The sequence below is a fragment of the Collinsella aerofaciens genome, assembly GCF_901212495.1.
Lineage (GTDB): Bacteria > Actinomycetota > Coriobacteriia > Coriobacteriales > Coriobacteriaceae > Collinsella > Collinsella aerofaciens_H.
In genome coordinates this window covers 1-22,557 of the sequence record NZ_CAAKNY010000087.1, presented here as the reverse complement: position 1 = coordinate 22,557, position 22,557 = coordinate 1, and the positions used below count along the sequence as shown (strand labels likewise).

Here is a 22,557-nt window from a genome sequence, read left to right as displayed (position 1 = left end):
GCCTCGCCGGAGACGTCGAGGCCCTCGACGGACCAATTGACTACTTTATATTTAGAAGCGCTCGATATGTAACCATTGGAGTCGACAACATCGGCATAAATTTCATATTCACCAGCTTGCGGCAAAGTCCAAGCAACAGACGGGCTGGTCAAATCTTGACCAATTACACCCCACTTTGAGCTGTTCCAATCGGCTCCGACTTTATGCCAAACAAATTTGTACTTAAGACCATCGGTCTTACCGGTAACATTCACGCCAACCTTAATGGAAGATCCAGCACGCCCCAATTCTTCCGAGAAGGTGATTCCGTCAATGGAATAGGGATGCGGGAACTGAGCAATAATTGCGGCAGCATCAGCCTCGCCAAGGCGACGGCAGCCGTCATCAGAGAAATAGTTGGCAACATCGCCGAAATTCGAAATAAAGCCGTGTTCAATAAGAATGCCGGGAATTCCCTGCTCGCGGGCACAACGAATCACAGCGAATTCGTCACCCACTTCCATTTGAAATACGCCGCGGTACGTAAGACCCATAGCAGCAAGGTTATTCATAACCTTATTGGCAAGCTCAACAGAAACCTGTGTATAGTCTGATCCATTTGCGGTGGGAGCGTAAACCTCAGCGCCATGAGCGGTGGAAGAACCGGAATTGATATGAAAGCTCACAAATGCTTGCGCGCCCTGATCAATGCAGCGCTGGACGCGATAAAGAAAATCATTACTGGAGTAATTGCCGTATTGTTCACGAGCAAGAACGACCTTAAAACCATATGCCTCAAGCTTATTCTTGCATGCCGTCACAATCTTCCAGGTAAGATCGGCCTCGCTTTTGCCATTGCCCTGGGCTCCGGGATCAGACCCGCCGTGACCAGCATCGAGAGCGATTACGCTAACGTTGCGTGCGGAACGAGCTGCATAAGTAGAGACACCATCCGGAGAATCGGCGCACTCCAACGCCTGCTGAATAGACTGGGCCTCAACAGCATTTCCGTCCCCATCTGCATAATAAACAGATGTGCCCTCGGAGTTCATAGAGCTATCTGCGACGGTGAATGAATAATCTCGATCAGAAAGATCGATCTTATGTTCAGTCCAGTCTCCCTCTAGATAATACGAAATCGAGGTGAGGAAATAAGTATTAGCTTCGAGTTTTGCGCCAAAGGTAAAGGCGCCAGAATTATCAGCCTTAGCAGACGCGTCGACAGAGCCCTTTACGCCGTTGGCACTCACATAGCTAAGCGTAGCAGAGGAAAGAACTTCGCTGTCATTAGGCGTAGCAAAAGCAATGACTTGATTGGATCCAGAGGAAAGGCTTGGGTACGCCAGGTAAACGTATTGAAAGTCCGACTCGACCGAATCGACCTGTTGCTCGGTCTTGACATCGCTTTCAGCTGCGCCTTGGCTCAACGAGTCGATAGCCTCAATATCCCCTTCAACAGGTGATTGGTCGACGGTAGCCTCGCTGCTTTCAACATTGTCACCGCGTGCAGCCACTCCGTCATCATCTGCAGAAGCCACATCCGTCACAGCCTCAGCGGGCTGCGCCTCGTTCAAACCGTAGGCAGCGACTACGGGACTCATCAACGAGGAAAATGTCAGAAGAGCAGCCAAAGAAAACGTTGCCGCAGCACATAAAACCTTTTTCATATAGAATCCCCAGTCAAAATGAACATTCACCGATGTTAGATTATCCACTAAACAATCCCATATTTAAATAAACGATAGAGAAAGGACTTACAATGGATATTGAATGCGAAAGAACAGACACCCTAATATTTGATTCGCTTCTTGGGGAAAACGAATGGAATCAACCTATGCCCCACGAATTTGGAAATCAGACGATACCTTTATACAAGATTAACAGCTGCGATGAACTCAATCGGTTGATAGGATATGCAAGATTCCAGTACGCAAACGAAGGAAAGACAATTCTATATAGAGGACAGCCTTCTCTTTTTAAGAACGCCCTACAGCCATCAATTGCTCGAGAACGGGAAAATAGCGCCGGTACGACAACGGAGGCTATTAAGAATCTCAAAAAGACCCTTAATATTATTAAGCAGTGTACAGACCTTCGCAAGTGTCTCATTGGCCCACGTGCCCGTATGCAAGTCCTTGAACAGGAAGATGCAGACAAAGACGTTATTGAAGGCTGCATTCAGCACTACGGATGCCGAACAAGAATGATAGATCTCGTTGACAATCACTGGATTGCACTTTGGTTTGCCACCGTGTCAGACGGTCATCCTGTTAACGAAAATGCATATGTATTACTCTATGCGGCGGACACATCAACGAAATGTTGTAATGGCGTCTATAAAACTGAAGAAATGACGACAATTGACCTAAGAAAGGCCGTATCGTCAATCTTCCTAAGACCGGCGGCACAGCATGCTTGGGTTTCTCGATTAAATGACGCCTATGACTATTCGGATGCAATAGTGGGAATCATTGAAATTCAAAGGAAAAACGCCCTAAACATGCTAGGAATTGAAGGCGACGGCCATGATGATGCCCCTAGCAACTCGTTACTAAACCATAACAATCTATTTCCAGCGGCGAGCGAAGAAAGAGATAAAGGGTGGTATGAATTGCTAAAGCGCCAGACGGGAACCCCGCAAAACAAACAATACCACGCAAAGCAGTGTTTAACAGAAGGCACGATCGCTATTAAATAGAACGCGAGTCAGTCATCCCTTTTCAGACCCATGTCCCCATGAGCAATTAAGTTAGATGCTTGTTGGTACAAGATATATAAACTACAACAACCATACGGAGAACCAATGAGTAACCAGCCTACTGCAAAAGCACTTCCCGGAAATAATGACCGAAGCGATTACCGTTCTGTCCACGGAACTGAAAAACACAAGGGATTCTATTGCGATGGCAATGATTTTGCGAATCTCATAGACATTGACTACGATGGCCATTTGCCTCAAATTGACGACGGCGAGGAGCACCTGACATCAGCGGGATGTCTTCTCCGAGGGTCATGTCAGGCATTTGCCTTGAAAGTCGAAGAGATTCTCGGGTACAAGTCATTCATTATCGAATCACGCAACGGGAAGGGTCACCATGTATTTTGCCAAGCTACTCTAGATGGCAAAAATGCGTTTATTGATGCCCGAGGAGTCACGACAAGCTTCGACGAGTTCATGGAGGTGGCCGCGGAGTTTGTCGAAAGACCCTTTGTAATAAGACGCGTAGATAAAAAAGATAAAGCCGAATGGGAGAGAAACGCTAGCACTAACTCGCACAAAGAGCACCTCGCACTTGCTGAAGCAGTAATCAAAGCAAACATAGAGTGCTATAAATTAGATTAATTTTCAAGCATATTAACCCATGCAGTCCATCAAGCCGTAACTCAATAGAAAGATACGACACCCAAAGTTAGTCCACTATCTTGAACCACTTTCTTGTCATGATTTATGCAAGGCAGCACGGCGGACCAACGAAACGGTTTTCGTCGCTCTCACGCATATGCAACGAAAACCGTTGCTAAAGCAAGTTAGTTATAATCCTCTCAAATCGCCTAGAGAAAGTGTTTGAATGCTGACCGTAATCGTGCCCACCCACAATGCCGAGCCGTATCTTTCTCAGGCTATAGGCAGTCTATTAAACGAAAAGAATATCGAACTGGAAATCCTCGCCATTAACGACGGATCCACCGACAACTCGCTCGCCATTATGGAAGATTTCGCTGCGCGCGACTCACGCGTTCGAGTGATCGATAAGGCAAACCAGGGTTACGGCGCAACCTGCAATCTGGGCATTCGCGAGGCAAAGGGCGACTGGATTGCCATCCTCGAACCCGATGACTGGATCGAGCCCGGAATGTACTCCGACATGCTTGCCTTTGCCAAGCGCGAATTTGGCGATCCGAACAAGCTCGATATTATTGAGACCCCTTATTGGATTATTCGCAACCCCGATACCCCCCAAGAGGTCAAACTACATTGCGCATATCGCGGTCGCATCAATCCACCCCGGCAACCGTTCACCATTCACGACGCTCCACACCTGCTGGCCCATCATCCGTCCATTTGGTCGGCAATCTATCGTCGCGACTTCCTAATGCAAAACAATATCTGGTTTAAGGAAATCCCTGGTGCAGGCTGGGCCGACAATCCATTCCTCGTCGAAACGCTCTGCCAGGCAAAGGCGATCGCTTACTGGCCCAAGCCGTATTACTGCTACCGGGAGGAAACACCCGAAAAGGCAGCCGCACTGGCCAAGCGTGACCCCTTGATGCCGTTTAATCGCTGGAATGACATGGTCGATATTCTTGAGCGACTCAACGTCACCGACCCCGCCGTCTGGACACCGCAAATCACACGCGGCTTCACCTATATGGGCATTATGATTGAGCACACCGGAATTGACGGGCACCCCGAAATCGAGCGGGCCATCCACAAGATGTTCGAACGCATGCCACAAGAGTTGGTATTCGCCAATCCTCGCGTTACCCCCGCGGCCAAAAAGCTCTATGCCGAGTATATGGGCATCGCCAACCCTAAAATCAGCTACTGCGCATACGCCAAGGACCTCGCGAGCGAAGGCCTGTATAACGTATGGAACAAGGGGCCCAAGCAAACTCTAAAAATGATCACATCGCACTTTGGTTCGTACAACGCACGCGCTGGAAAATAGCCTGATGGGCAGCAAAGCAAGCAGAAATACCTCCATCGAAGCGCTGCGCTTGGTGGCGGTCGCTGGCATCGCGATGTTCCACACGTTTCAGTGGACCTTCCAAGCCGTCTGCACCGGCCTACCGGAATACGCGCCGCTCGCCGCCTTCCCTTACTCCGGCGTGCTCGGCTTCATCAACCTGCTGGGCTGTTGGGCCAACGAGGTCTTCTTTATGATCTCGGGGTACTTCCTTGTCCCTTCGGCGATTCGTGCCCTCCAAAACGGGTCATCCGCGCAGGACCTCACGCTCAAATCGCTTAGGCGCCTCAAGAAAATCGTCTTACCCACGCTCTTTTATTGCGCAGCTTGCCTGTTTGTTTCGATATACGTCTATCCCCTGCCTGAAATCTCCCTGCACGAGTCGGTTGGCTCACGTTGGGCATCGAGTTTATCTGGGTCTACGCCGCCACGGTCTGCATGGCGCCGTTGTTTGGGCTGACTAAAAACCAGCTCAGCAAGAAAAGTTACACAATAGCAGTCGTCGCCGTCGGTGTCCTCGTTTTTATTATCAATGGTTATCTAGCGGCACAGAGCTCGGTAAACAGCGGTGAGTTTTCTTGGCTCCAAAAGATCATGAGCGCCGTCACCTACGTTATAGCGTTTTTGATGGGCGGGCTGCTCCGTGACTACACCGGGACGACAAAGCCGCGCAAAGCGCGCATCGTAGCCAAACGATCGCTTGCAGCAGTTTTAATTATCGCAATCGCCCTGGAAGCAGCACTCTCCGCAACCGGAAATCTGTCGACAATGACAACGCTTTCCTATAAGTCGACCTCGATTGTCTCGTTTGCCCTCGCTGCCGCGTCCCTGCTCTTTGCGGCAACCCGCGACAATAAATCGAACCATCCTCGCGTCGAAAACGCAATCGTCACCCTATCTGCCGCCACGCTTGGCTTCTACGTGATGCAATCGCTCACCAGCAGCCTTTGGCGTCCGGTATTCAACACGACGCTTGCAAACATACTGGCCAGCGCAAACAATCCGGCAGCCATATACATCGTCACCGGTACGGCCATCAGCATCGTCTTTGCGCTGACTCTACTCATCATCGATGCAGCTAGAAGCCTTATCGCTCGTAGCCTCAAGCAGCAATCAACACATCAACGTTAAGTAACGCAGTCGCCACGCCCATGGCAGGTTCCTGCGTTTTATCCAAACCCTGCCAACATGGCGCAGCGACCCTTTACAATAGGTGCCGTCCAATGGACGTATTCGATAGCTTCCGTGCGGCGCATGTCTGCCGCGCGTGAAAGGATATTTTGCCCCATGCCTTCCACCCTTCCCGCCCCCATCGATAAGCTCGCCATCGTTGTCGTTACGTACAAGCGCCAGGAGCTCTTGGCCAACCTGTTCGACTCTATGACCGAGCTCACGGCCGCGCCCTGGCGCATCGTGATCGTCGATAACGAGAATTCGCGCGAGACCGAGGCCATGTGCACCGCATTCAACGAGCGCTTGGCCAACCTGTGGGGCATCGACGCTGACCAGCCCGATGCAAAGGGAGGCACCGACCGCGTCATCTACGCACCGCAACTCGAAAACGGCGGCGGCGCGGGCGGCTTCTCCGCTGGAACCAAGTGCGCCTACGATCTGGGGGCCCAGTGGTTCTGGGTCATGGACGACGACGTGCTCGTCATCCCGGAGGGCATCGAGCGCCTGGCCAAGTGGACCGACCGTTACGACGTCATCCAGGGCTCGCGCCTAGACTTCGACGGCGGCGCCTTCTTTTGGCAGTACCAGCTCATCCTTTCGCTCGGTATCCCCAACCCCATCGCCAAGTGGGATTTGGGTCCCAAGGGCTACCGCGCCATGAACCAGCTGTGCTTTGAGGGCGGCCTGTTCTCCCGTCGCGTAGTCGACAAGATCGGCCTGCCCGACGCGCGCTTCTTCATCTATGGCGACGACGCCTGTTACGGCTATGTCGCCAGCCAGCACTTCCCCGCCGCCGTGGTCGCCGACGTGGTGCTCAAGCGCGCACGCGCCGTCTCCAACTGGGATATCGCCGGCAAGCGCCAACTCAACTCCACGAGCGACACCAACCGCTACTACATCATGCGCAACCGAGGCTTCCTCGCTCGCTATATGCAGATCTACGGTGACTACCACCCTGTACTGTTCCGTTTGGGCAACGCCGCGACCTTCTGCAAAGAGTTCATCCGCTTGGCTGCGGTCGACAAATGCTTTAAGACCGGTATTCCGGCGCTGCGCCGCGGCATGAAAGACGCCCGCAAGATCATCAGGGATCCCAACTGGAAGCCCATGCCGCCCATGAAGGACGCGGGATAGTAAGGGACTTTCGCCCGCCCCTACAGCCGCTGGCACACCGCTGCCACACGCTGCCCGTCAAAGCCAAAGCCCCACCGCACGCGGCCGATACCTGGTCGTGGCACGCGAATCTTGTCGATGTCGTCACGTTCGATGTCGAGCAGTGCCTGAACCGCCAGCAGCTCCAGACCAAGCGCGTCCACACCGGGGTCACACATCATGTTCATAGTGACAAGCGGACGTTCGTCGAGCATGCCGAGGGTATCGGCCACATCGAGCATCCTTCCCGTAGGGAACACCTGGATATCCCAGCGATCCGCCCCGCGCTTTCGATTGGATGACGGATTGGCATACCCCGGCATACCAAAGCAGAGCCCTTGCAACAGCAGGTGGTATGGCAACGGCGAATCCATCTCGACCGCGCCGATTCCCACATCTCCCAGGATGCGGTCTAGTGCCTGTCTCACCGCATCCTCGTTCCCGCGACACAACCCGTCACGAAACGCATCGACGTCCCGCACATCCTCGGCGGCGCACTCAAACCATTCAATAATCACGAGACGCAACGCCTGACGAAGTTCACCATTGGGCAGACGCAAAGCACGGGAGCGAGCGCTGTTTCCCGACTCCTCAACCATATCCGTCGTGAGGAAGCCGGACAGGTATAACGCGGTCCAAATATCATCGACGCAAGCGTCATTCGACTCGACGGCGCCCAGACAAAGCGGAGCCTCAACGCATCCATGCGGTTCAAGCAAATCGAACAGAGTCGAAAGCCTCTCGAGATCCCAATCGCCAACCGCCCTGCTCAGACTATCAGCGTATCCATACAAATCGGCCCGCACCGGCGGCGTGCAACCGCGGTTCAAGAAATCGATCACGCGCGCCGGACTCGAGCAATAGGTCCTGCCAAGCCGATACCCCTCGAGCCATTCACGCGCATCATCCAGGTATTCTTCGCGTCCAGCATGGCCTAGCAGAGTCTGAACCTCGTCATCTGAAAAGCCATACCACCGGTCGCACCGTCCCGAAAGCGGCGTCGACATGCAGTACGAACACCCGCGCAAAGAAAGTGCCGCTTCGGCAGGACCGGGACGCTCCCCCATCAGACACGTCAACCGTAGCGAATGGCCCGCAGCGGCGATGGCATCAAACAGTACGCGCTCGAGCAACTCTGCCGGACAGGAGCCAGAAGCGTCCCTCATCGCAAAACGACTCAACCACGCCGCGTCGTATCCATCAACGAGCAGCACAACCTGTTCGTCGCAAGCCATCTCCAGCATCTCAATGAGCGTGCCGAGCACCGAGTTGACCTCGTCCGCGCTCGCTACGCCACGCGCAACGCGCTCGATGTGGCGCATCTTATCTCGCGGTAAATCCGGAGCCTCCAAAAGCGCCAACAAGCGAGCGCACTCACCCGAAAGAACGTCGCGCACGATGCCGACGACGTTGGCACCGCACCTCGCGGCGCCAGAAAAGTCCAGCGATATCACAGGGTAGCAGGCGGACTCACCCCGATAGCGCTCGCGACCCGCATCCCAAATCTGGGAACCAGCAAACAGGCCCCGATCGACCTGCCCGACGGTGGATCGCTCGAGAAAAGCCTTAAGCATCGACAGGTTCATGCTCTTGCCAAAGCCTTCGGGCCGGCAACACGCCACAACGGAGGCTTCAGCATCCAAGACATCGGCAATAAACATGGTCTTGTCGACCAGCACGCATCGATCCATGGCCTCGGCAAAGTCATGTTCGCCGACCGGTAGCGCCCCGTTACCCGAGCGGTTGATCAGCCTTACGCCATAGCAGGCAGCATCGCCATAAATCGCCTGTTCAGACACCGTAACTTCTCCCTAAAACGCAGCACGATGTCAATTGTAAAGACCGGTGTATACGAAATGTTTTCGTTATGCAAGCGTTTCGGGCAACGGCAGCAATAAGAACCCCCAATGGGGCATAACGAATCGTTGCACAACAAAACAGGGCCCGATACAGCCGCACCGGACCCCGTCCAAGTTCTTAGATTATCAGGCGACCAGGAACTTACTCCTCGGATCCGTCCTCGCCAGCGGACTTCTTCTGCTGATCAAGCTTGCGCTTGCCACTCACAATGGACGTGGCACCCAGCGTCGCCAAGCTTGCGCTGGCAAGGCTCGCCATCACGATGAGGTCGCCCGTCTTGGGCATATTGCCACCCGAGACCTTGGTCGTGGTTGTGGTGGTAGTCGTTGTGGCGGCTGTAGTGCTGCCCTTGTCACCGGGCTTCTGCGCATCGGTGTCGGATTGTTTCGCACCCGGACCGGCAGAAGCATCGGCAGCACCGTCAGCATGGGAGCCGGAGCCCTGCCCAGACGTTCCCTCATCAGAAGAAGAGGCGCCGTTAATGCCCGCCATCAAAGACGACCCCAGCATGGAGCCAAGCTGCTCGCTGGCAGAAGGCTTGCTTTCCGTCGAGGAATTGCCAGCATCGGTGCCCTCGTTCGAACCGTCCCCGGAAGCATCGGAGCCAGAACTGTTAGAGGAATCAGAACCGTTAGAGGTCCCAGTATCGGCAGAGGAATCGCCAGCGCCGTTGGAAGCGCCCGGATCGGTAGAGCCAGATGTCGTGCCATCCGTAGCACCGTCGGAGCCAGAAGTCGACGAATCGCCAGAAGCAGCGCCGCCAGACGCGGCCCCGCCGTTACCGGCATCATCGCTGCCCGCACCAGTCGAAGGCGCACCCGTCTCGCCGCCATTGTCCGCATCGCTATCGGTACCAGGCGTCGGCGCAGCGGGAGCGGCAGGTGCCATGCTCGGGCCGGGCGCCGGCGTGGGTTCAGGCTCCACAGGCGTTGCCGCGGCAGCCTCGTCCTCGGTAATGTAGACCAGACAATCCTTGAGCTCGTTTTTATAGCGATTCTTCCATCCCTCATGGTACTGAGGCTGACTCGAATACTTGCGCGCCACGTTATTGACAACGCTGTTGGAAAGCGCCGTCACAAACTCGCGGTCGGTCATGTTGTTGGAAAGATTTGCCCAGCGGAAAAAGTCCTGGCAGCCACCGGTGCCGCACATATTGGTAATGCTCCAAACCATGCCCTTGACGCAATCGGCGCGGCCGGAGATGTCAATGCCAAGAGCGCTCTTGAGCCATGCCTCGGTCACCGCATAGTACGAGTTGTACGCATAGGCATCCTGCAGCGCCGAGAACTCCGCCGGATCGGTGTTGTAAGCACCCAGGAAGGCATCCTGCGCGATGCGGCCCAGCTCGGTGAGCTGGCCGTTCGCATACATGGGGTTGTTTGCGTTGGAAATCTCGCTGCCGCGATCGATTGCAGCCTTAAGCATGCCGTACTTAGCAGAATCGTAGTTATAGACCTGCTTCATAAACGGAATAAGCGACCAACGGCGGTCGAACTGGTAATAACCCAGCGCGTTGTATCCGTCGCCATACGAAAAACCCTGGTTGTAATTGCCGTGGCTCTCGTACTTGGTAAAGTACTTCATCTCGTCAGTCACGTTGACAAACGAAACGCCCTGAACCGACCTCAGCACGCCCGAGAAGGACTGCTGGATGTACAGGCCCTTATCGATATCGGTGGCATCCGAGGCAACGCCCGGAGTGGGCTCCTCGGCTATAGCGGTTGCGGGTGCGGCAACGGCGCCAAACGAAAGCGCCAGTGTCAGGCCTGCAACAATCGCGGAATGCTTGGGTTGCATACATCCTCCCTGCATTGGTGTGGTTAAAGTGCAGTTTGCAAAGATAGAACTAGTATTACAGCTCCCCGTTTGTTGCACAACAACCCATCGGTAAACGGCAACAACCCTCCGCGAAATCTTAAGGAAATTAAACAAACTGGTCGTCGGGCGCCAGCAAAAGCTCGCCGTAACGCTCCATCAGCCCGTCTCTCAACTGAGAGAAAGCGGGGATATAGACGTTCAAGATGCGCTGAATCAAATCTTGAGCGAGCTTGTTGTCATAAATATGAACGTTCGTGTTACGGTCTCTGAGCATATCTAGCCAGGCCGCCTCATCAATAAAGTCGTAGAATCGGTAGGACTCCTTCAAGATGGCACGAGGAGACCCCGACGCGGCAAGCGTGGCGCCCTCATACTCGAGTAGACGCTTAAGGAGCTTCCAGCTCAATTCAAATTGAAGATTGAACTTATTGATCAATCCGCTCTGAACAAAATCATTGTTGAGATCCTGATTGGGCGCATCCTCAAGATTCACCAAAGCGCTGACAAAGTTCTCATACTTTTTCATACAGAATCACACCATCCCTGACAATTTCATCAAGCAATTGCTGCGATAAGGACTCGTCGAGATTGACGACATCTACATCTAAAAGAGTATCAAGACGTTCCTCGATCAAATATGACAACCGGCCGAAATCCTGGCAACCTGCTACGGCGATGTCAATATCGCTCTTAGGCAAGTTGTCACCTCGAGCGCGAGAACCAAACAGCACGACCTTTTCGGCGTCACATTCCCGAGCAAAAACTCCGATTTGCTTGTACACATTGTCGAGAGATGTCATTTGCAGCCCTACAGCTTAATATCAAAGTTCATCTCGGGGACGGCGGCTAGGTCGGCCAGCGTCACGCCGTCGACGTACTTCTCGATGACCTCGTCCAGGCCGCGCCAGAACTTAACGGTGGAGCACAGATCACTGCGGGTGCAGCTGTTGTCAATGCCATCGCACGCCACCGGAGCCGTGCTGCCCTCGACGGCACGCAGGATATCGCCGGCACGCACTTCGGCCGGGTCCTTGGCCATCATGTAGCCGCCGCCCTTGCCGCGCACGCTCTTGAGCAGGCCAGCCTTCATAAGCGGACGAACCAGCTGCTCCAGATACTTCTGCGAAATGCGCTCGCGGTCGGCAACCTCGCGCAGGGCAATCTTGCCCTCGGCATCACCAAGCGCTGCAATATAGATCATCAGTCGGAGGGCATAGCGGCCCTTAGAAGAGATGAGCATTCCTACCCTTCCATCGCGCCTGGGACAAAATAACCTGGAGTGCTTGTCCCAAATCGTAAGTAAGTGGGACAAACAAACCTGGTTATTTTGTCCCACATCTGAAAAGTCGAGTGGATTAGTCGGGTTTTCCCTTGACTAACGCCAAACCCATAGTAACTTTATTCCGAGAAGATTCCTAGGGTTTAGCATACCCATGAGTACACCATATAGAGAGGGACAGCATGAGCGCAAATCCGCTGCTTTCCATCGAGGGTCTTACCGCCTCCGTGGACGATAAGACCATTCTCCACAACGTCAACCTCAACGTCGCCGCCGGCGAGACCCACGTGCTGATGGGTCCCAACGGCGCCGGCAAGTCTACCCTCGGCCACCTGGTCATGGGCGACCCCGTCTATACTGTCAACGACGGCCGCATCGTCTTTGATGGCCAGGACATCACCGAGCTCACCACCGACAAGCGCTCGCGCGCCGGCCTGTTCCTGAGCTTCCAGGCCCCGGTCGAGATCCCCGGCGTGCCGCTGTCGAGCTTTTTGCGCGCCAGCATCGCCGGCCGCCCCGGCCTGGAGATGAAGGGCAAGGAGTTCCGCCGTCGCGTCAAGGAGCTCGCGGCCGAGCTCAACATGGATACCGCCTACCTCAACCGTGAGCTGGGCGTGGGCTTCTCGGGCGGCGAGAAAAAGAAGGTCGAGATGCTCCAGCTTCTGCTGCTGCAGCCCAAGCTCGCCATCCTGGACGAAACCGACTCCGGCCTGGACGTCGACGCGCTTTCCACCGTCAGCCACGGCATGGACGCCTACCGCAAGAGCTGCGACGGCTCCATGCTCATCATCACGCACAACACGCGTATCCTGGAGCACCTGGATGTCGACCGCGTCCACGTTATGGTCAAGGGCCACATCGTGCGCGAGGACGATGCCTCGCTGATTCCTTGGATCGACAAGAACGGCTTTGAGAGCTTCGAGCGCGAAGCCGCCGAGCAGCGCGCCCAGGCCGAGGCCGCCTCTGCCGAGCAGCAGGCGTAAAGGGGCGACGCAATGACCAAGAACCGCACCGAGGTCGCGGACATCGACCGCAGCCTCTACGACTTCACCTATGGCGAGGAGGGTTTCGAGCGCCTCGACGCCGGCATCACGCCCGACATCGTGCGCGAGATCAGCGCCAAGAAGGACGAGCCGCAGTGGATGCTCGACCTGCGCCTCAAGTCCCTCGAAATCTTTAACCGTTTCCCGGATCCGACGTGGGGTCCCTCCATCGAGGGCCTGGACATGGACAACATCGTCACCTACGTCAAGCCCAACACCGACCAAAGGCATGACTGGGAGTCGGTGCCCGACGACATCAAGAACACCTTTGAGCGCCTGGGCATTCCCGAGGCCGAGCGCAGCTACCTGGCAGGCGTCGGCGCGCAGTACGACTCCGAGCTCGTCTACCACAACATGCAGGACACCGCGTCCAAGATGGGTATCGTCTACTCCGGCATCGAGGAGGCCCTGCACGATCCGCAGTGGGAGCCGCTCATCCACGAGAAGTTTATGACGCTCATCCCGCCCACCGATCACAAGTTTGCGGCCCTGCACGGCGCCGTGTGGTCGGGCGGCTCCTTTGTCTACGTGCCCAAGGGCACCAAGCTCGACTTCCCGCTGCAGAGCTACTTCCGCCTTAACGCTAAGGGCGCCGGCCAGTTTGAACACACGCTCATCATCGTCGAGGACGACGCCGACCTGCACTTTATCGAGGGCTGCTCCGCGCCCAAGTACAACGTGGCCAACCTCCATGCCGGTGCCGTCGAGCTCTTTGTGGGCAAGCGCGCACACCTGCGCTACTCGACCATCGAAAACTGGTCCAAAAACATGTACAACCTCAACACCAAGCGTGCGCGCGTGGACGAGGACGGCGACATCGAATGGATCAGCGGCTCCTTCGGCAGTCACGTGGGCTATCTCTACCCCATGAGTGTGCTCAACGGCCGCCGCGCTCGCTCGAGCTTTACCGGCATCACCTTTGCCGGCGCCGGCCAGAACCTCGACACCGGCTGCAAAGTCGTGCTCAACGCGCCCGAGACCTCGGCGACCGTCGAGACCAAGGGCATCTCCAAGAGCGGCGGCATCCAGACCTTCCGCAGCTCTATCGTGGCCACGCCCAAGGCCGAGGGCTCCAAGGCAACCGTGAGCTGCCAGTCGCTGATGCTCGACGACCAAAGCCGCTCCGATACCATCCCCGCCATGGACATCCGCGCCAAGAATGTCGACATCGGCCACGAGGCCACCATCGGCCGTATCGGCGACGACAAGGTGTTCTACCTGATGAGCCGTGGTATCTCGGAGGAAGAGGCCCGCACCATGATCGTCAACGGCTTTGCCAACCCGGTCTCCAAAGAGCTGCCGCTTGAGTACGCCGTCGAGATGAACAACCTGATCAAGCTCGAGATGGAAGGAGCGATCGGATAATGAACAGAGAAACCGCTATGCCGAACGCATTTACGTCATCCGAGCTTCTGCAGTGCGGCGTATCGGGAGCGACGAGCCCGACGACGCGTACTAAAGGTACGCGAGGAGGGTCGGAGCCCCGAGACGGCGTGCTGCAGGAGATCGGGGGCGTGAATGCGATGCCCGCGGCAACCTGGGGCTGGCTCAAGATGAACCAGACCAAGCTCGAGCTTTCGGACGAACTTGCCGCCGCTCCCGCCGAGGCCGTTGAGGTTGAGGGCTTGGACGAGCAGTTTGCCGGCTCGGCCGACGCCTTCGACGCAGCCATGGACGCCATGGCCGAGCGCTTCCCCGAGCGCCGAGCCGCTGCCCCCGGCGACGCCGCCGATCGTGCCCGCATCACACCCGAGACCGAGCTCGACGTGCCCGCCACCTCCGTCTACCAGGCCGGCGCCATCAAGCTCGAGGAGGAACTCTCCCCCGCCGAGGCCTTCGAAACCGGCATGGGTGAGGCCGCCTACACCTATCTGGCAGATCACGCCACCAAGCGCATCGTCATCGACGTACCCGCATACCAGCACGTCACAGCTACCGTGCGCGTGTGTGGCATCGACACAGCGGCTGCGATTGCCGCCATCGACGTCGTCGCCCGCCCGCAGGCAACGCTCGATCTGCATATTGCCCTGGACTCCCCCGTTGCCGGCGAGGGCGTCGTGGGCTCCGTGCTGCGCGTGTGCGCTCACGAGTACGCCACCGTCAACGTGACCTGCACGCAGACGCTCGACGACAGTTGGATCGCGCTCGACGACACCGGCCTGTTCCTGGACGAGGGCGCACGCGTCAACGTACAGCACACCGTCCTGGGTGCCGGTGTCAGCGCCACCGGCCTTGCCGGCGACCTGCTGGGCGATACCGCCAAGGTCACCATCGATACTGACTACCTGGGTGCCCGCGAGCAGATGCGCGACTTCAACTACGAGCTGCGCCACCGCGGCCGCAAGACCGAGTGCGAGATCGACGCCAACGGCGTGCTGACCGGCACGTCCAAGAAGGTCTACCGCGGCACCATCGACCTCGTGCACGGCTGCAAGGGTGCAACCGGCACCGAGCGCGAGACAGTGCTTTTGGCCAACAAGGGCGTCGACAACAAGACCGTCCCCGTCATCCTGTGCGACGAGGACGACGTCGCCGGCAACCACGGCGCCACCATCGGCCATGTCCGCGACGAGCAGCTGTTCTACCTCGCCTGCCGCGGCCTTGACCAAAACGCCGCCGAGGATCTGTTCATCCGCGCCAAGCTGGAGGACGCCGCGCTTTCCGCCACCGATGAGCGCACCCGCGCCGCCGTCGTCCGCCTGGGCAACAACCTGATCGATAACTTTGAAGAGGAGCTCGCATGATCGATACCGAGCACGTTAAATGCGATACCTGCACCGCCCCCGAGCCCATGGAGCTCGACGCCAGCGACGAGGCTTCGCGCGGGTGGCCCACCTTGGACATCGAGACCAACCCCTACAAGTGTCAGTTCCCGCTGTTCCAGCAGCATCCCGAGATCGCCTTCCTCGATAGCGCCGCCACCGCGCAGCGCCCTGTTTGCGTGCTCGACGCCGAGCGCGATTTCTACCAGCGCATGAACGCCAACCCGCTTCGCGGTCTGTACTCGCTGTCCGTCGAGGCCACCGATGCCATTGCCAAGGTCCGTCAGCAGATTGCCGACCTCATCGGCGCCGCCCAGGCCAACGAAGTCGTCTTCACCCGCAACACGAGCGAGTCGCTCAACCTGGTCGCCAAGAGTTTTGCGCCCACGGTGCTGGAGCCCGGCGACGAGGTCGTCATCACCATCATGGAGCACCACTCCAACTTGATCCCATGGCAACAGGTCTGCCGCGAGACCGGTGCCAAGCTCGTCTACCTCTACCCCACCAAGACCGGCCAGCTCACCACCGAGGAGGTTCTGTCCAAGGTGGGTCCCAAAACCAAGATTCTGGCCGTGGGTCAGGTCTCCAACGTGCTAGGCGTCGAGAACCCGGTCAAGAATCTCGGCAAGCTCGTACACAAGTACGGCGGTTACCTGGTCGTCGACGGCGCGCAGTCACTGCCGCACATGCCGGTCAACGTGGCCGATCTGGGCGCCGACTTCTTTGCCTTTAGCGCGCACAAGGCCATGGGCCCCATGGGCATCGGCGTGCTGTGGGGCAAGATGGACCTACTCAACGCCATGCCGCCCATGCTCACCGGCGGCGAGATGATCGATTCGGTCACCGAGCAGGACGCCGTCTGGGCGTCCGTCCCCGAGAAGTTCGAGGCCGGCACGCAGGACGCCGCCGGCATCTTCGCCACAGGCGCCGCCCTCGACTACCTCGTCAACACGGTTGGCTACGAGAACATCCAGGCCCGCGAGCGGGCACTCGTCCACTACCTGATGGGCGAGCTCATGCAGCTCGACTTTGTCCAGATCATCGGCTCCATCTATTGGGATAACCACCACGGGGTCGTGAGCTTTAACGTCAAGGGCATCCACCCGCACGACGTCGCGAGCATCATGGACATGGACGGCGTCTGCATCCGCGCCGGCCACCACTGCGCACAGCCGCTGCTCACCTGGCTGGGCGTCGAGAACCTCGCCTGCTGCCGCGCCAGCGTGGCCTTCTACAACAACAAGGCCGACATCGATAAGTTCATCGCCGGCCTGCATCACGTTTGGAGCACGTTCAATGGGTAATCTGTACACCTCCACCACGTTTATGGAGCACAACTCGCACCCCGACTATAAGTACGAGATGGACGCTCCCACGCTTGAGCACGAAGGTATCAACCCCAGCTGCGGCGACGAGCTCACCTTGCAGCTACGCGTCGGGAACGGCGTTGTCGAGGAGGCCTCGTTTACCGGCCACGGCTGCGCCATCAGCCAGGCCAGCGCCGACATCATGGCCGACCTCATCACCGGCGAGACGGTCGAGGAAGCGCGTCGCTTGGCAGGGCTCTTCCTCGCCATGATCCGCGGCGAGCAGCTCTCCGAGGCAGACCTGGAAGACTTGGACGAGGCCGCCCAGCTCCAGGACATCTCGCACATGCCTGCCCGCGTCAAGTGCGCCGAGCTCGCCTGGCGCACCCTCGACGGCATGCTCGAGGGACGAAATAATCAGTAGTATTTGTCCCAAATCTAAAGAATTTTGTTGGCCGAATCGTTTGACAAGAGCGGTTCGGCCATTTTCTATTCCGAACCCTCAGCCTGAGCCTTCATCCGCGCATAAGCGCGCACAATACGAGAGACGGTGCTCTTGCTGATTCCCGTGTACCGTTCTATCTCGCGCACCGTGTAGCCGCCATCATACAGAGCGAAAATGATCCCGTCTCGCCGCGAGGATGCAACGGTCTTGAGCTCATTGAGCGGAACCCCGAGCCCCTTCGCCAACTTTTCGGCAAAGGCGTGTCGCTCCCACTCCGTTTCTTTCAGATCGGGCATCCCTGGCTCGCCGCCGTCGGGCGTCGAAAGCGAACAGGCAATAAAGCCCTCGGCAGAACCAAAAAGCTCAAGCACGCAAGAAGGATCGGAAAATCCCCTCGTCATATCGTTGTCATAGGCCCGTAGATACTCGGCAAAGCTGCTCCACGGATAACGCTCGATGAGGCTCATGCCCGCCTCCTGCGGATCGGCGTGTACGGAGCGAATAGCCTCCATCACCTGCCAGTCGGTATCGAGCGAGCGCCGGTCAAAACGGTTCTGGAACAGATGGCCCGTGCGCCCCGTGCGTTTATTGAACCGACGAGCATACGTCAACAGCAGCCGCTGCATCGCCGCGCTCATTTCGTCCTCATAATCCAAAAGCACCAGATCCACGTGGCCGCCCATGAGACACCACGCCACGACCGTCACACCAGCATCGCGGCAGCAGTCGCGCATCAGTTCCAAAAACTCCCAGCGGTCGTCATCGGTCTCAAAGATCAGCTGCTTGTCCGTACCGCGGGCACAGACATAGTAAAAGCCGGTAACCGTTCTCCAAACGCGCTGCATGGCGCTCCCTTCGCCGGGATCTGCTTGCCATCCAATACAGCACGATTGAAGCGTGCCATCAAAATATTCACGCAAAACAATACACTCGCGCGGCCAAAGGCAGTCAACAGGCGGCGAACGGCACCGCTGCAACAGGTCAACCCCCGCAACGCTTGCAAGGGCTGACCAAAAGCTTGCCCAAGATAGACCCCCTCTATGGAAGTTCGCGACCACAGAACATAGAGTTAAACCGTTTCAATTAAGACTTCCGGACTTCTCGCTGCGAAAACTGAGCCGTTCGCCGAATATTCCGTGCATTTCGCGGTATTATAAGGGCTGCATGTCATGTCCCTTTCGAAGGGTCGCCCGGCAATCGCCAGCCACGACCCCCAGACGGGACGCCAACACGATAGAGAGGAGAGGCATGCAGTACTCACAGGAAGTGGAGAACATGTGCCCCGTTGCCAAGGGTGCATACCACGGCCCCGCACCCATCCCCGAGGAGGGCAAGTGGGTCCAGGCTAAGGAGATTTCCGACATCTCCGGTCTTACGCACGGTGTGGGTTGGTGCGCACCTCAGCAGGGCGCCTGCAAGCTCACGCTGAACGTCAAGGACGGCATCATCGAGGAGGCCCTCGTTGAGACCATCGGCTGCTCGGGCATGACCCACTCTGCCGCCATGGCTTCCGAGATCCTTCCCGGTAAGACCATCCTCGAGGCCCTCAACACCGACCTCGTCTGCGACGCCATCAACGTTGCTATGCGCGAGATCTTCCTGCAGATCGTTTACGGCCGCAGCCAGACCGCGTTCTCCGAGGGCGGCCTGCCCGTGGGCGCCTCCCTCGACGACCTCGGCAAGGGCCTTCGCTCTCAGGTAGGCACCATGTTCGGCACCAAGGCCAAGGGCGCTCGTTACCTCGAGCTCGCTCAGGGCTACGTCACCCGCATGGCTCTCAACGACAAGAACGAGATCATCGCGTTCGAGTTCCTGAACCTCGGTAAGTTCACCGACGCCGTCAAGGCCGGCAAGACCCCCGAGGAGGCCATCGCTGGCGCTATGGGCCACTATGGTCAGTGGGACAACGCTGCCAAGTACATCGACCCGCGCACCGACGAGGAGACTCACTCCGTCGCCAGCGTGTTCCCGGTTCACGAGTAGAAAGGGAGGGAAATAACTATGACTGTTACGTTCGAAGGTTACGAGCGCCGCGCTGACAAGATCACCAAGTGCCTCGCCGACAACGGCATCGCCTCCCTCGAGGAAGCTCTGCAGATCTGCACCGACAAGGGCTTCAACCCGCGTGAGATCGTCAACAACACCCAGTCCATCGCCTTCCAGAACGCCGAGTGGGCCTACACCCTCGGCTGCGCTCTCGCTGTCAAGCGTGGCGCCAAGACCGCTTCTGAGGCTGCCGCCATCATCGGCGAGGGCATCCAGGCCTTCACCGTTCCGGGCTCCGTCGCCGAGGACCGCAAGGTCGGTCTGGGCCACGGCAACCTGGGCGCTATGCTGCTCTCCGACGACACCGAGTGCTTCGCCTTCCTGGCTGGCCACGAGTCCTTCGCTGCCGCTGAGGGCGCTATCGGCCTGGCTCTGAACGCCAACAAGGCTCGCAAGAAGCCGCTGCGCGTTATCCTCAACGGTCTGGGCAAGGACGCTGCTCAGATCATCGCCCGCATCAACGGCTTCACCTACGTGAAGACCCAGTTCGATTACTTCACGAGCGAGCTCAAGGTCGTCGAGACCATCCCCTACTCCGATGGTCCCCGCGCCGCCGTCAACTGCTACGGCGCCGACGACGTCCGCGAGGGCGTTGCCATCATGTGGCACGAGAACGTCGACATCTCGATCACCGGTAACTCCACCAACCCCACGCGCTTCCAGCACCCCGTCGCTGGCACCTACAAGAAGGAGCGCCTCGAGGCTGGCAAGAAGTACTTCTCCGTCGCTTCTGGCGGCGGCACTGGCCGTACTCTGCACCCGGACAACATGGGCGCCGGCCCTGCCTCTTACGGCATGACCGACACCATGGGCCGTATGCACTCCGACGCCCAGTTCGCCGGTTCCTCCTCCGTGCCTGCGCACGTCGACATGATGGGTCTCATCGGCATGGGTAACAACCCCATGGTCGGTGCCACCGTCGCCTGCGCTGTCGCCGTCGAGGAGGCCCTCAAGGCCTAATCGCGTCCGCGCGATGCTCATATAGTTGAGCTTAGGAGCCGCTATCCACCCGGGTAGCGGCTCTTTTTTATCCCTCCCTCAGTTGCGGTGAAATAGTTCCTAAACAGCCGCCCCATCCTTCCAAACAGGAACTATTCCACCGCAACTTCTTAACGGCATCAAAGTATCGGTAACGCCCACCTGCCATATGTGCCCTTTACCGATTTGCCGAGTCTTTGCGGCCCCATTACCGATCACCCATGCGACAATGCGCCGGACGAGAAAGGAATCCGATGGAATCGACTGATGTACTGGTAATTGGATCTGGCATTGCGGGCCTTTGCGCCGCCATCGAAGCAGCACGCGCGGGCGCAACCGTCACTGTGGCAAGCGCCGGCAAGACTATGAGTGGATCGAGCTTCTTCCCCGGAACCTGGGGCTTGGGGCTTATCGGACCCACAGACACGGCCGACGAGCAGGACCTCACCGACACCATCCAGGCCGTCGGCGGCGGCGTTGCCGACCCCGAGCTCGTCCAGACGTTTGTGCACGGCATTCCCCAGACAATTGAATGGCTCGAGCAAGACCTGGGCGTTGAGCTCCAGCGTCCGCAAAGCGCTGAGAGCGCTCAGCAAAAGCAGTTTATACCCTGCTTTGACCACAAGACGCGCATGTGGCGCGGCCTCACCCGCAAGCCCCTTGAGGACGCTCTGACAACCCAGATCGAGTCCCTCGGCATTCGCCTGCTCCCCCGCCATGAGCTTATCGACCTTGTTGAGGACGCGAACGGCAGAATCACCGGAACAGTGCTCTACGACCTCACCGAAGATCGAATCGTGCCCTTTGCTGCCAAGGCCACGATCATCGCAGCCGGTGGCACAGGCGGCCTGTTCGAGCGCAGCCTCACGTCGGCTGATGTGCTCAGCTCCTCGCAGGCCATCGCGCTGGCGCACGGTGCGTCCCTTACTAATATAGAGTTTATGCAGATGATGCCCGGCTTCATCGAGCCCAAGCGCAACCTGGTCTTCAACGAGAAAACCTGGCGTTACGTACATGTAGACCAGCCGGTCGATATCGCCGACGATAAACTCAAGGATCTGCTCGAGCAGCGCTCTGGATATGGTCCCTTCACGTCACGCTTGGCCTCCCGCGCTATCGATCTCGTCATCGATCAGGCAGGTCCCGAAGGCCTGGCACTCCACTACGACTTCCCCCGCGAGGAAGTCCCAGAGTTTGTGCAGACCTTTGCTACCTGGCTGCAAGACGAGCACGCCATCGCGCCGACCGATGAGATGCGCGTGGCGATGTATGCCCACGCCGCTAATGGCGGTATCAAGATTGATAAGACAGCTGCGACCGGCGTTGCGGGTCTCTATGCCTGCGGCGAGGCTACAGGCGGCATGCACGGCGCCGACCGCATCGGCGGTCTGTCGAGCGCCAACGGCATCGTGTTTGGACGCATCGCAGGCGCATCGGCAGCCCAAGCAGCACAGAATGCACCTGAAGTGGCCCCGAAGGCGGCTATCGCCCTCCCCCGGTTCGGCATTGCCACAACAGATGCCGAACGCCTGACACACAGCCTTAAGCACACGATGAGCACCTATTGCATGATCAACCGCACCGAGACGGGTCTATCCAAGGCGCTGCAGGGGCTTGAAAGCCTGCAAGACAATGCCATGGCACTGAGCAAGCCGCATGCCAATGACAGCGAGATCGCAGCCCTCGCCCGCCTACAGTCGCAGATTCAGCTGGCAACGGAGATGGCAAAAGCCATGCGCAAGCGGACTGAAAGCTTAGGTTCGCACTATCGCGCAGACTAAATCGATTCTCATTTTGAGTTTGATCACAACTTCTCAACATACATCGAGCCCCGAAAGCAGGATTCCCTTAGGGAGAACACGCTTACGGAGCTTTAGCCGTGTTTTCCCTAAGGGACTCACAGTGCAGATCTCTCAGCTCCGCGCCCCGACGGGTTCGACCCCATGCGAGGTTAACAAAAAAGCGCCCAGCCAAAACCAGTCGCTTTAGCATACTTTGGTGGGCCGTCAGGGAGTCAGCCTGCTGNN

The 22,557-nt window shown here is 57.7% G+C and carries 21 protein-coding genes; 14 read left to right on the top strand and 7 right to left on the bottom strand.

Annotation, left to right across the window (positions count from 1 at the left end; all coding sequences use genetic code 11):
- A partial coding sequence (locus SFLMC1_RS11160; protein WP_154063947.1) for an N-acetylmuramoyl-L-alanine amidase occupies window positions 1-1,646 on the bottom strand: 1,646 nt, incomplete at its 3' end.
- A 92-nt stretch (window positions 1,647-1,738) separates the two neighbouring features.
- On the opposite strand from SFLMC1_RS11160, the gene SFLMC1_RS11155 reads away from it, so the two are divergent.
- The 6 genes from SFLMC1_RS11155 to SFLMC1_RS11130 all read left to right on the top strand — a co-directional run bounded on the left by SFLMC1_RS11155 (window position 1,739) and on the right by SFLMC1_RS11130 (window position 6,974).
- Window positions 1,739-2,677, top strand: a complete 939-nt coding sequence (locus tag SFLMC1_RS11155) for an FRG domain-containing protein (RefSeq protein WP_152073739.1) — start codon at window positions 1,739-1,741, stop codon at window positions 2,675-2,677.
- A gap of 105 nt (window positions 2,678-2,782) precedes the next feature.
- Window positions 2,783-3,322 (top strand): hypothetical protein, encoded by a 540-nt coding sequence (locus tag SFLMC1_RS11150; protein WP_152073738.1) that lies wholly within the window; start codon window positions 2,783-2,785, stop codon window positions 3,320-3,322.
- Window positions 3,323-3,548: 226 nt separating this feature from the next.
- The gene (locus tag SFLMC1_RS11145) at window positions 3,549-4,649 is read left to right on the top strand and encodes a glycosyltransferase family 2 protein (RefSeq protein ID WP_152073737.1); all 1,101 of its coding nucleotides are present in this window, start codon (window positions 3,549-3,551) and stop codon (window positions 4,647-4,649) included.
- Between the two features lie 4 nt (window positions 4,650-4,653).
- The gene (locus tag SFLMC1_RS11140) at window positions 4,654-5,127 is read left to right on the top strand and encodes an acyltransferase family protein (RefSeq protein WP_152073736.1); all 474 of its coding nucleotides are present in this window, start codon (window positions 4,654-4,656) and stop codon (window positions 5,125-5,127) included.
- Window positions 5,064-5,798 (top strand): acyltransferase family protein, encoded by a 735-nt coding sequence (locus SFLMC1_RS11135; RefSeq protein ID WP_152073735.1) that lies wholly within the window; start codon window positions 5,064-5,066, stop codon window positions 5,796-5,798. Before SFLMC1_RS11140 ends, SFLMC1_RS11135 begins: the two co-directional genes overlap by 64 nt.
- 156 nt (window positions 5,799-5,954) lie before the next feature.
- On the top strand, window positions 5,955-6,974 hold the full coding sequence (locus tag SFLMC1_RS11130; protein ID WP_152073734.1) for a glycosyltransferase: 1,020 nt from the start codon (window positions 5,955-5,957) through the stop codon (window positions 6,972-6,974).
- A 20-nt stretch (window positions 6,975-6,994) separates the two neighbouring features.
- Here the strand turns inward: SFLMC1_RS11130 and SFLMC1_RS11125 are convergent, their stop codons facing one another.
- The 5 genes from SFLMC1_RS11125 to SFLMC1_RS11105 all read right to left on the bottom strand — a co-directional run bounded on the left by SFLMC1_RS11125 (window position 6,995) and on the right by SFLMC1_RS11105 (window position 11,910).
- A complete protein-coding gene (locus SFLMC1_RS11125) occupies window positions 6,995-8,791 on the bottom strand; it encodes an AAA family ATPase (RefSeq protein WP_152073733.1) in 1,797 nt (598 codons plus the stop codon).
- Between the two features lie 202 nt (window positions 8,792-8,993).
- On the bottom strand, window positions 8,994-10,649 hold the full coding sequence (locus tag SFLMC1_RS11120; protein ID WP_152073732.1) for a hypothetical protein: 1,656 nt from the start codon (window positions 10,647-10,649) through the stop codon (window positions 8,994-8,996).
- A gap of 127 nt (window positions 10,650-10,776) precedes the next feature.
- On the bottom strand, window positions 10,777-11,196 hold the full coding sequence (locus SFLMC1_RS11115; protein WP_152073731.1) for an HI0074 family nucleotidyltransferase substrate-binding subunit: 420 nt from the start codon (window positions 11,194-11,196) through the stop codon (window positions 10,777-10,779).
- Window positions 11,183-11,470 (bottom strand): nucleotidyltransferase family protein, encoded by a 288-nt coding sequence (locus SFLMC1_RS11110; RefSeq protein WP_152073730.1) that lies wholly within the window; start codon window positions 11,468-11,470, stop codon window positions 11,183-11,185. The genes SFLMC1_RS11115 and SFLMC1_RS11110 overlap by 14 nt, the downstream gene beginning before the upstream one ends.
- 8 nt (window positions 11,471-11,478) lie before the next feature.
- On the bottom strand, window positions 11,479-11,910 hold the full coding sequence (locus SFLMC1_RS11105) for an RrF2 family transcriptional regulator (RefSeq protein WP_152073729.1): 432 nt from the start codon (window positions 11,908-11,910) through the stop codon (window positions 11,479-11,481).
- A gap of 221 nt (window positions 11,911-12,131) precedes the next feature.
- Between SFLMC1_RS11105 and sufC the strand changes: the two genes are divergently transcribed.
- The 5 genes from sufC to sufU are packed head-to-tail and all read left to right on the top strand — an operon-like array spanning window position 12,132 to window position 17,485.
- On the top strand, window positions 12,132-12,932 hold the full coding sequence (gene sufC / locus SFLMC1_RS11100; RefSeq protein WP_152073728.1) for a Fe-S cluster assembly ATPase SufC: 801 nt from the start codon (window positions 12,132-12,134) through the stop codon (window positions 12,930-12,932).
- Window positions 12,933-12,944: 12 nt separating this feature from the next.
- Window positions 12,945-14,357 (top strand): Fe-S cluster assembly protein SufB, encoded by a 1,413-nt coding sequence (gene sufB / locus SFLMC1_RS11095; RefSeq protein ID WP_152073727.1) that lies wholly within the window; start codon window positions 12,945-12,947, stop codon window positions 14,355-14,357.
- Window positions 14,357-15,736, top strand: coding sequence for a SufB/SufD family protein (locus SFLMC1_RS11090; protein ID WP_261981443.1), 1,380 nt, complete (start codon window positions 14,357-14,359; stop codon window positions 15,734-15,736). Before sufB ends, SFLMC1_RS11090 begins: the two co-directional genes overlap by 1 nt.
- Window positions 15,733-17,058 carry an aminotransferase class V-fold PLP-dependent enzyme gene (locus SFLMC1_RS11085; RefSeq protein WP_222838078.1) on the top strand — a complete coding sequence of 442 codons (1,326 nt, stop codon included), beginning with the start codon at window positions 15,733-15,735 and terminating at the stop codon, window positions 17,056-17,058. Before SFLMC1_RS11090 ends, SFLMC1_RS11085 begins: the two co-directional genes overlap by 4 nt.
- A complete protein-coding gene (sufU, locus tag SFLMC1_RS11080; RefSeq protein WP_152073726.1) occupies window positions 17,051-17,485 on the top strand; it encodes a Fe-S cluster assembly sulfur transfer protein SufU in 435 nt (144 codons plus the stop codon). The genes SFLMC1_RS11085 and sufU overlap by 8 nt, the downstream gene beginning before the upstream one ends.
- 65 nt (window positions 17,486-17,550) lie before the next feature.
- Here the strand turns inward: sufU and SFLMC1_RS11075 are convergent, their stop codons facing one another.
- Entirely contained in the window at window positions 17,551-18,351 is an 801-nt protein-coding gene (locus SFLMC1_RS11075) for a transposase (protein ID WP_152073725.1), read from the bottom strand.
- Window positions 18,352-18,754: 403 nt separating this feature from the next.
- Here SFLMC1_RS11075 and SFLMC1_RS11070 point away from each other — a divergent pair, with 403 nt between their 5' ends.
- From SFLMC1_RS11070 to SFLMC1_RS11060, 3 genes are all read left to right on the top strand, one after another.
- The gene (locus tag SFLMC1_RS11070; RefSeq protein ID WP_022094816.1) at window positions 18,755-19,489 is read left to right on the top strand and encodes an iron-sulfur cluster assembly scaffold protein; all 735 of its coding nucleotides are present in this window, start codon (window positions 18,755-18,757) and stop codon (window positions 19,487-19,489) included.
- Window positions 19,490-19,507: 18 nt separating this feature from the next.
- Entirely contained in the window at window positions 19,508-20,512 is a 1,005-nt protein-coding gene (locus tag SFLMC1_RS11065; RefSeq protein WP_152073724.1) for a GGGtGRT protein, read from the top strand.
- 272 nt (window positions 20,513-20,784) lie between these two features.
- Window positions 20,785-22,311, top strand: a complete 1,527-nt coding sequence (locus SFLMC1_RS11060; protein WP_152073723.1) for an FAD-dependent oxidoreductase — start codon at window positions 20,785-20,787, stop codon at window positions 22,309-22,311.
- Window positions 22,312-22,557: the final 246 nt, after the last annotated feature.

Bases quoted from the DNA above. Each gene is read 5' to 3' on its own strand.
- SFLMC1_RS11155 (WP_152073739.1), top strand. From the start codon at position 1,739: ATGGATATTGAATGCGAAAGAACAGACACCCTAATATTTGATTCGCTT.
- SFLMC1_RS11150 (WP_152073738.1), top strand. From the start codon at position 2,783: ATGAGTAACCAGCCTACTGCAAAAGCACTTCCCGGAAATAATGACCGA.
- SFLMC1_RS11145 (WP_152073737.1), top strand. From the start codon at position 3,549: ATGCTGACCGTAATCGTGCCCACCCACAATGCCGAGCCGTATCTTTCT.
- SFLMC1_RS11140 (WP_152073736.1), top strand. From the start codon at position 4,654: ATGGGCAGCAAAGCAAGCAGAAATACCTCCATCGAAGCGCTGCGCTTG.
- SFLMC1_RS11130 (WP_152073734.1), top strand. From the start codon at position 5,955: ATGCCTTCCACCCTTCCCGCCCCCATCGATAAGCTCGCCATCGTTGTC.
- SFLMC1_RS11120 (WP_152073732.1), bottom strand. From the start codon at position 10,649: ATGCAACCCAAGCATTCCGCGATTGTTGCAGGCCTGACACTGGCGCTT.
- SFLMC1_RS11115 (WP_152073731.1), bottom strand. From the start codon at position 11,196: ATGAAAAAGTATGAGAACTTTGTCAGCGCTTTGGTGAATCTTGAGGAT.
- SFLMC1_RS11110 (WP_152073730.1), bottom strand. From the start codon at position 11,470: ATGACATCTCTCGACAATGTGTACAAGCAAATCGGAGTTTTTGCTCGG.
- SFLMC1_RS11105 (WP_152073729.1), bottom strand. From the start codon at position 11,910: ATGCTCATCTCTTCTAAGGGCCGCTATGCCCTCCGACTGATGATCTAT.
- sufC (WP_152073728.1), top strand. From the start codon at position 12,132: ATGAGCGCAAATCCGCTGCTTTCCATCGAGGGTCTTACCGCCTCCGTG.
- sufB (WP_152073727.1), top strand. From the start codon at position 12,945: ATGACCAAGAACCGCACCGAGGTCGCGGACATCGACCGCAGCCTCTAC.
- SFLMC1_RS11090 (WP_261981443.1), top strand. From the start codon at position 14,357: ATGAACAGAGAAACCGCTATGCCGAACGCATTTACGTCATCCGAGCTT.
- SFLMC1_RS11085 (WP_222838078.1), top strand. From the start codon at position 15,733: ATGATCGATACCGAGCACGTTAAATGCGATACCTGCACCGCCCCCGAG.
- sufU (WP_152073726.1), top strand. From the start codon at position 17,051: ATGGGTAATCTGTACACCTCCACCACGTTTATGGAGCACAACTCGCAC.
- SFLMC1_RS11075 (WP_152073725.1), bottom strand. From the start codon at position 18,351: ATGCAGCGCGTTTGGAGAACGGTTACCGGCTTTTACTATGTCTGTGCC.
- SFLMC1_RS11070 (WP_022094816.1), top strand. From the start codon at position 18,755: ATGCAGTACTCACAGGAAGTGGAGAACATGTGCCCCGTTGCCAAGGGT.
- SFLMC1_RS11065 (WP_152073724.1), top strand. From the start codon at position 19,508: ATGACTGTTACGTTCGAAGGTTACGAGCGCCGCGCTGACAAGATCACC.
- SFLMC1_RS11060 (WP_152073723.1), top strand. From the start codon at position 20,785: ATGGAATCGACTGATGTACTGGTAATTGGATCTGGCATTGCGGGCCTT.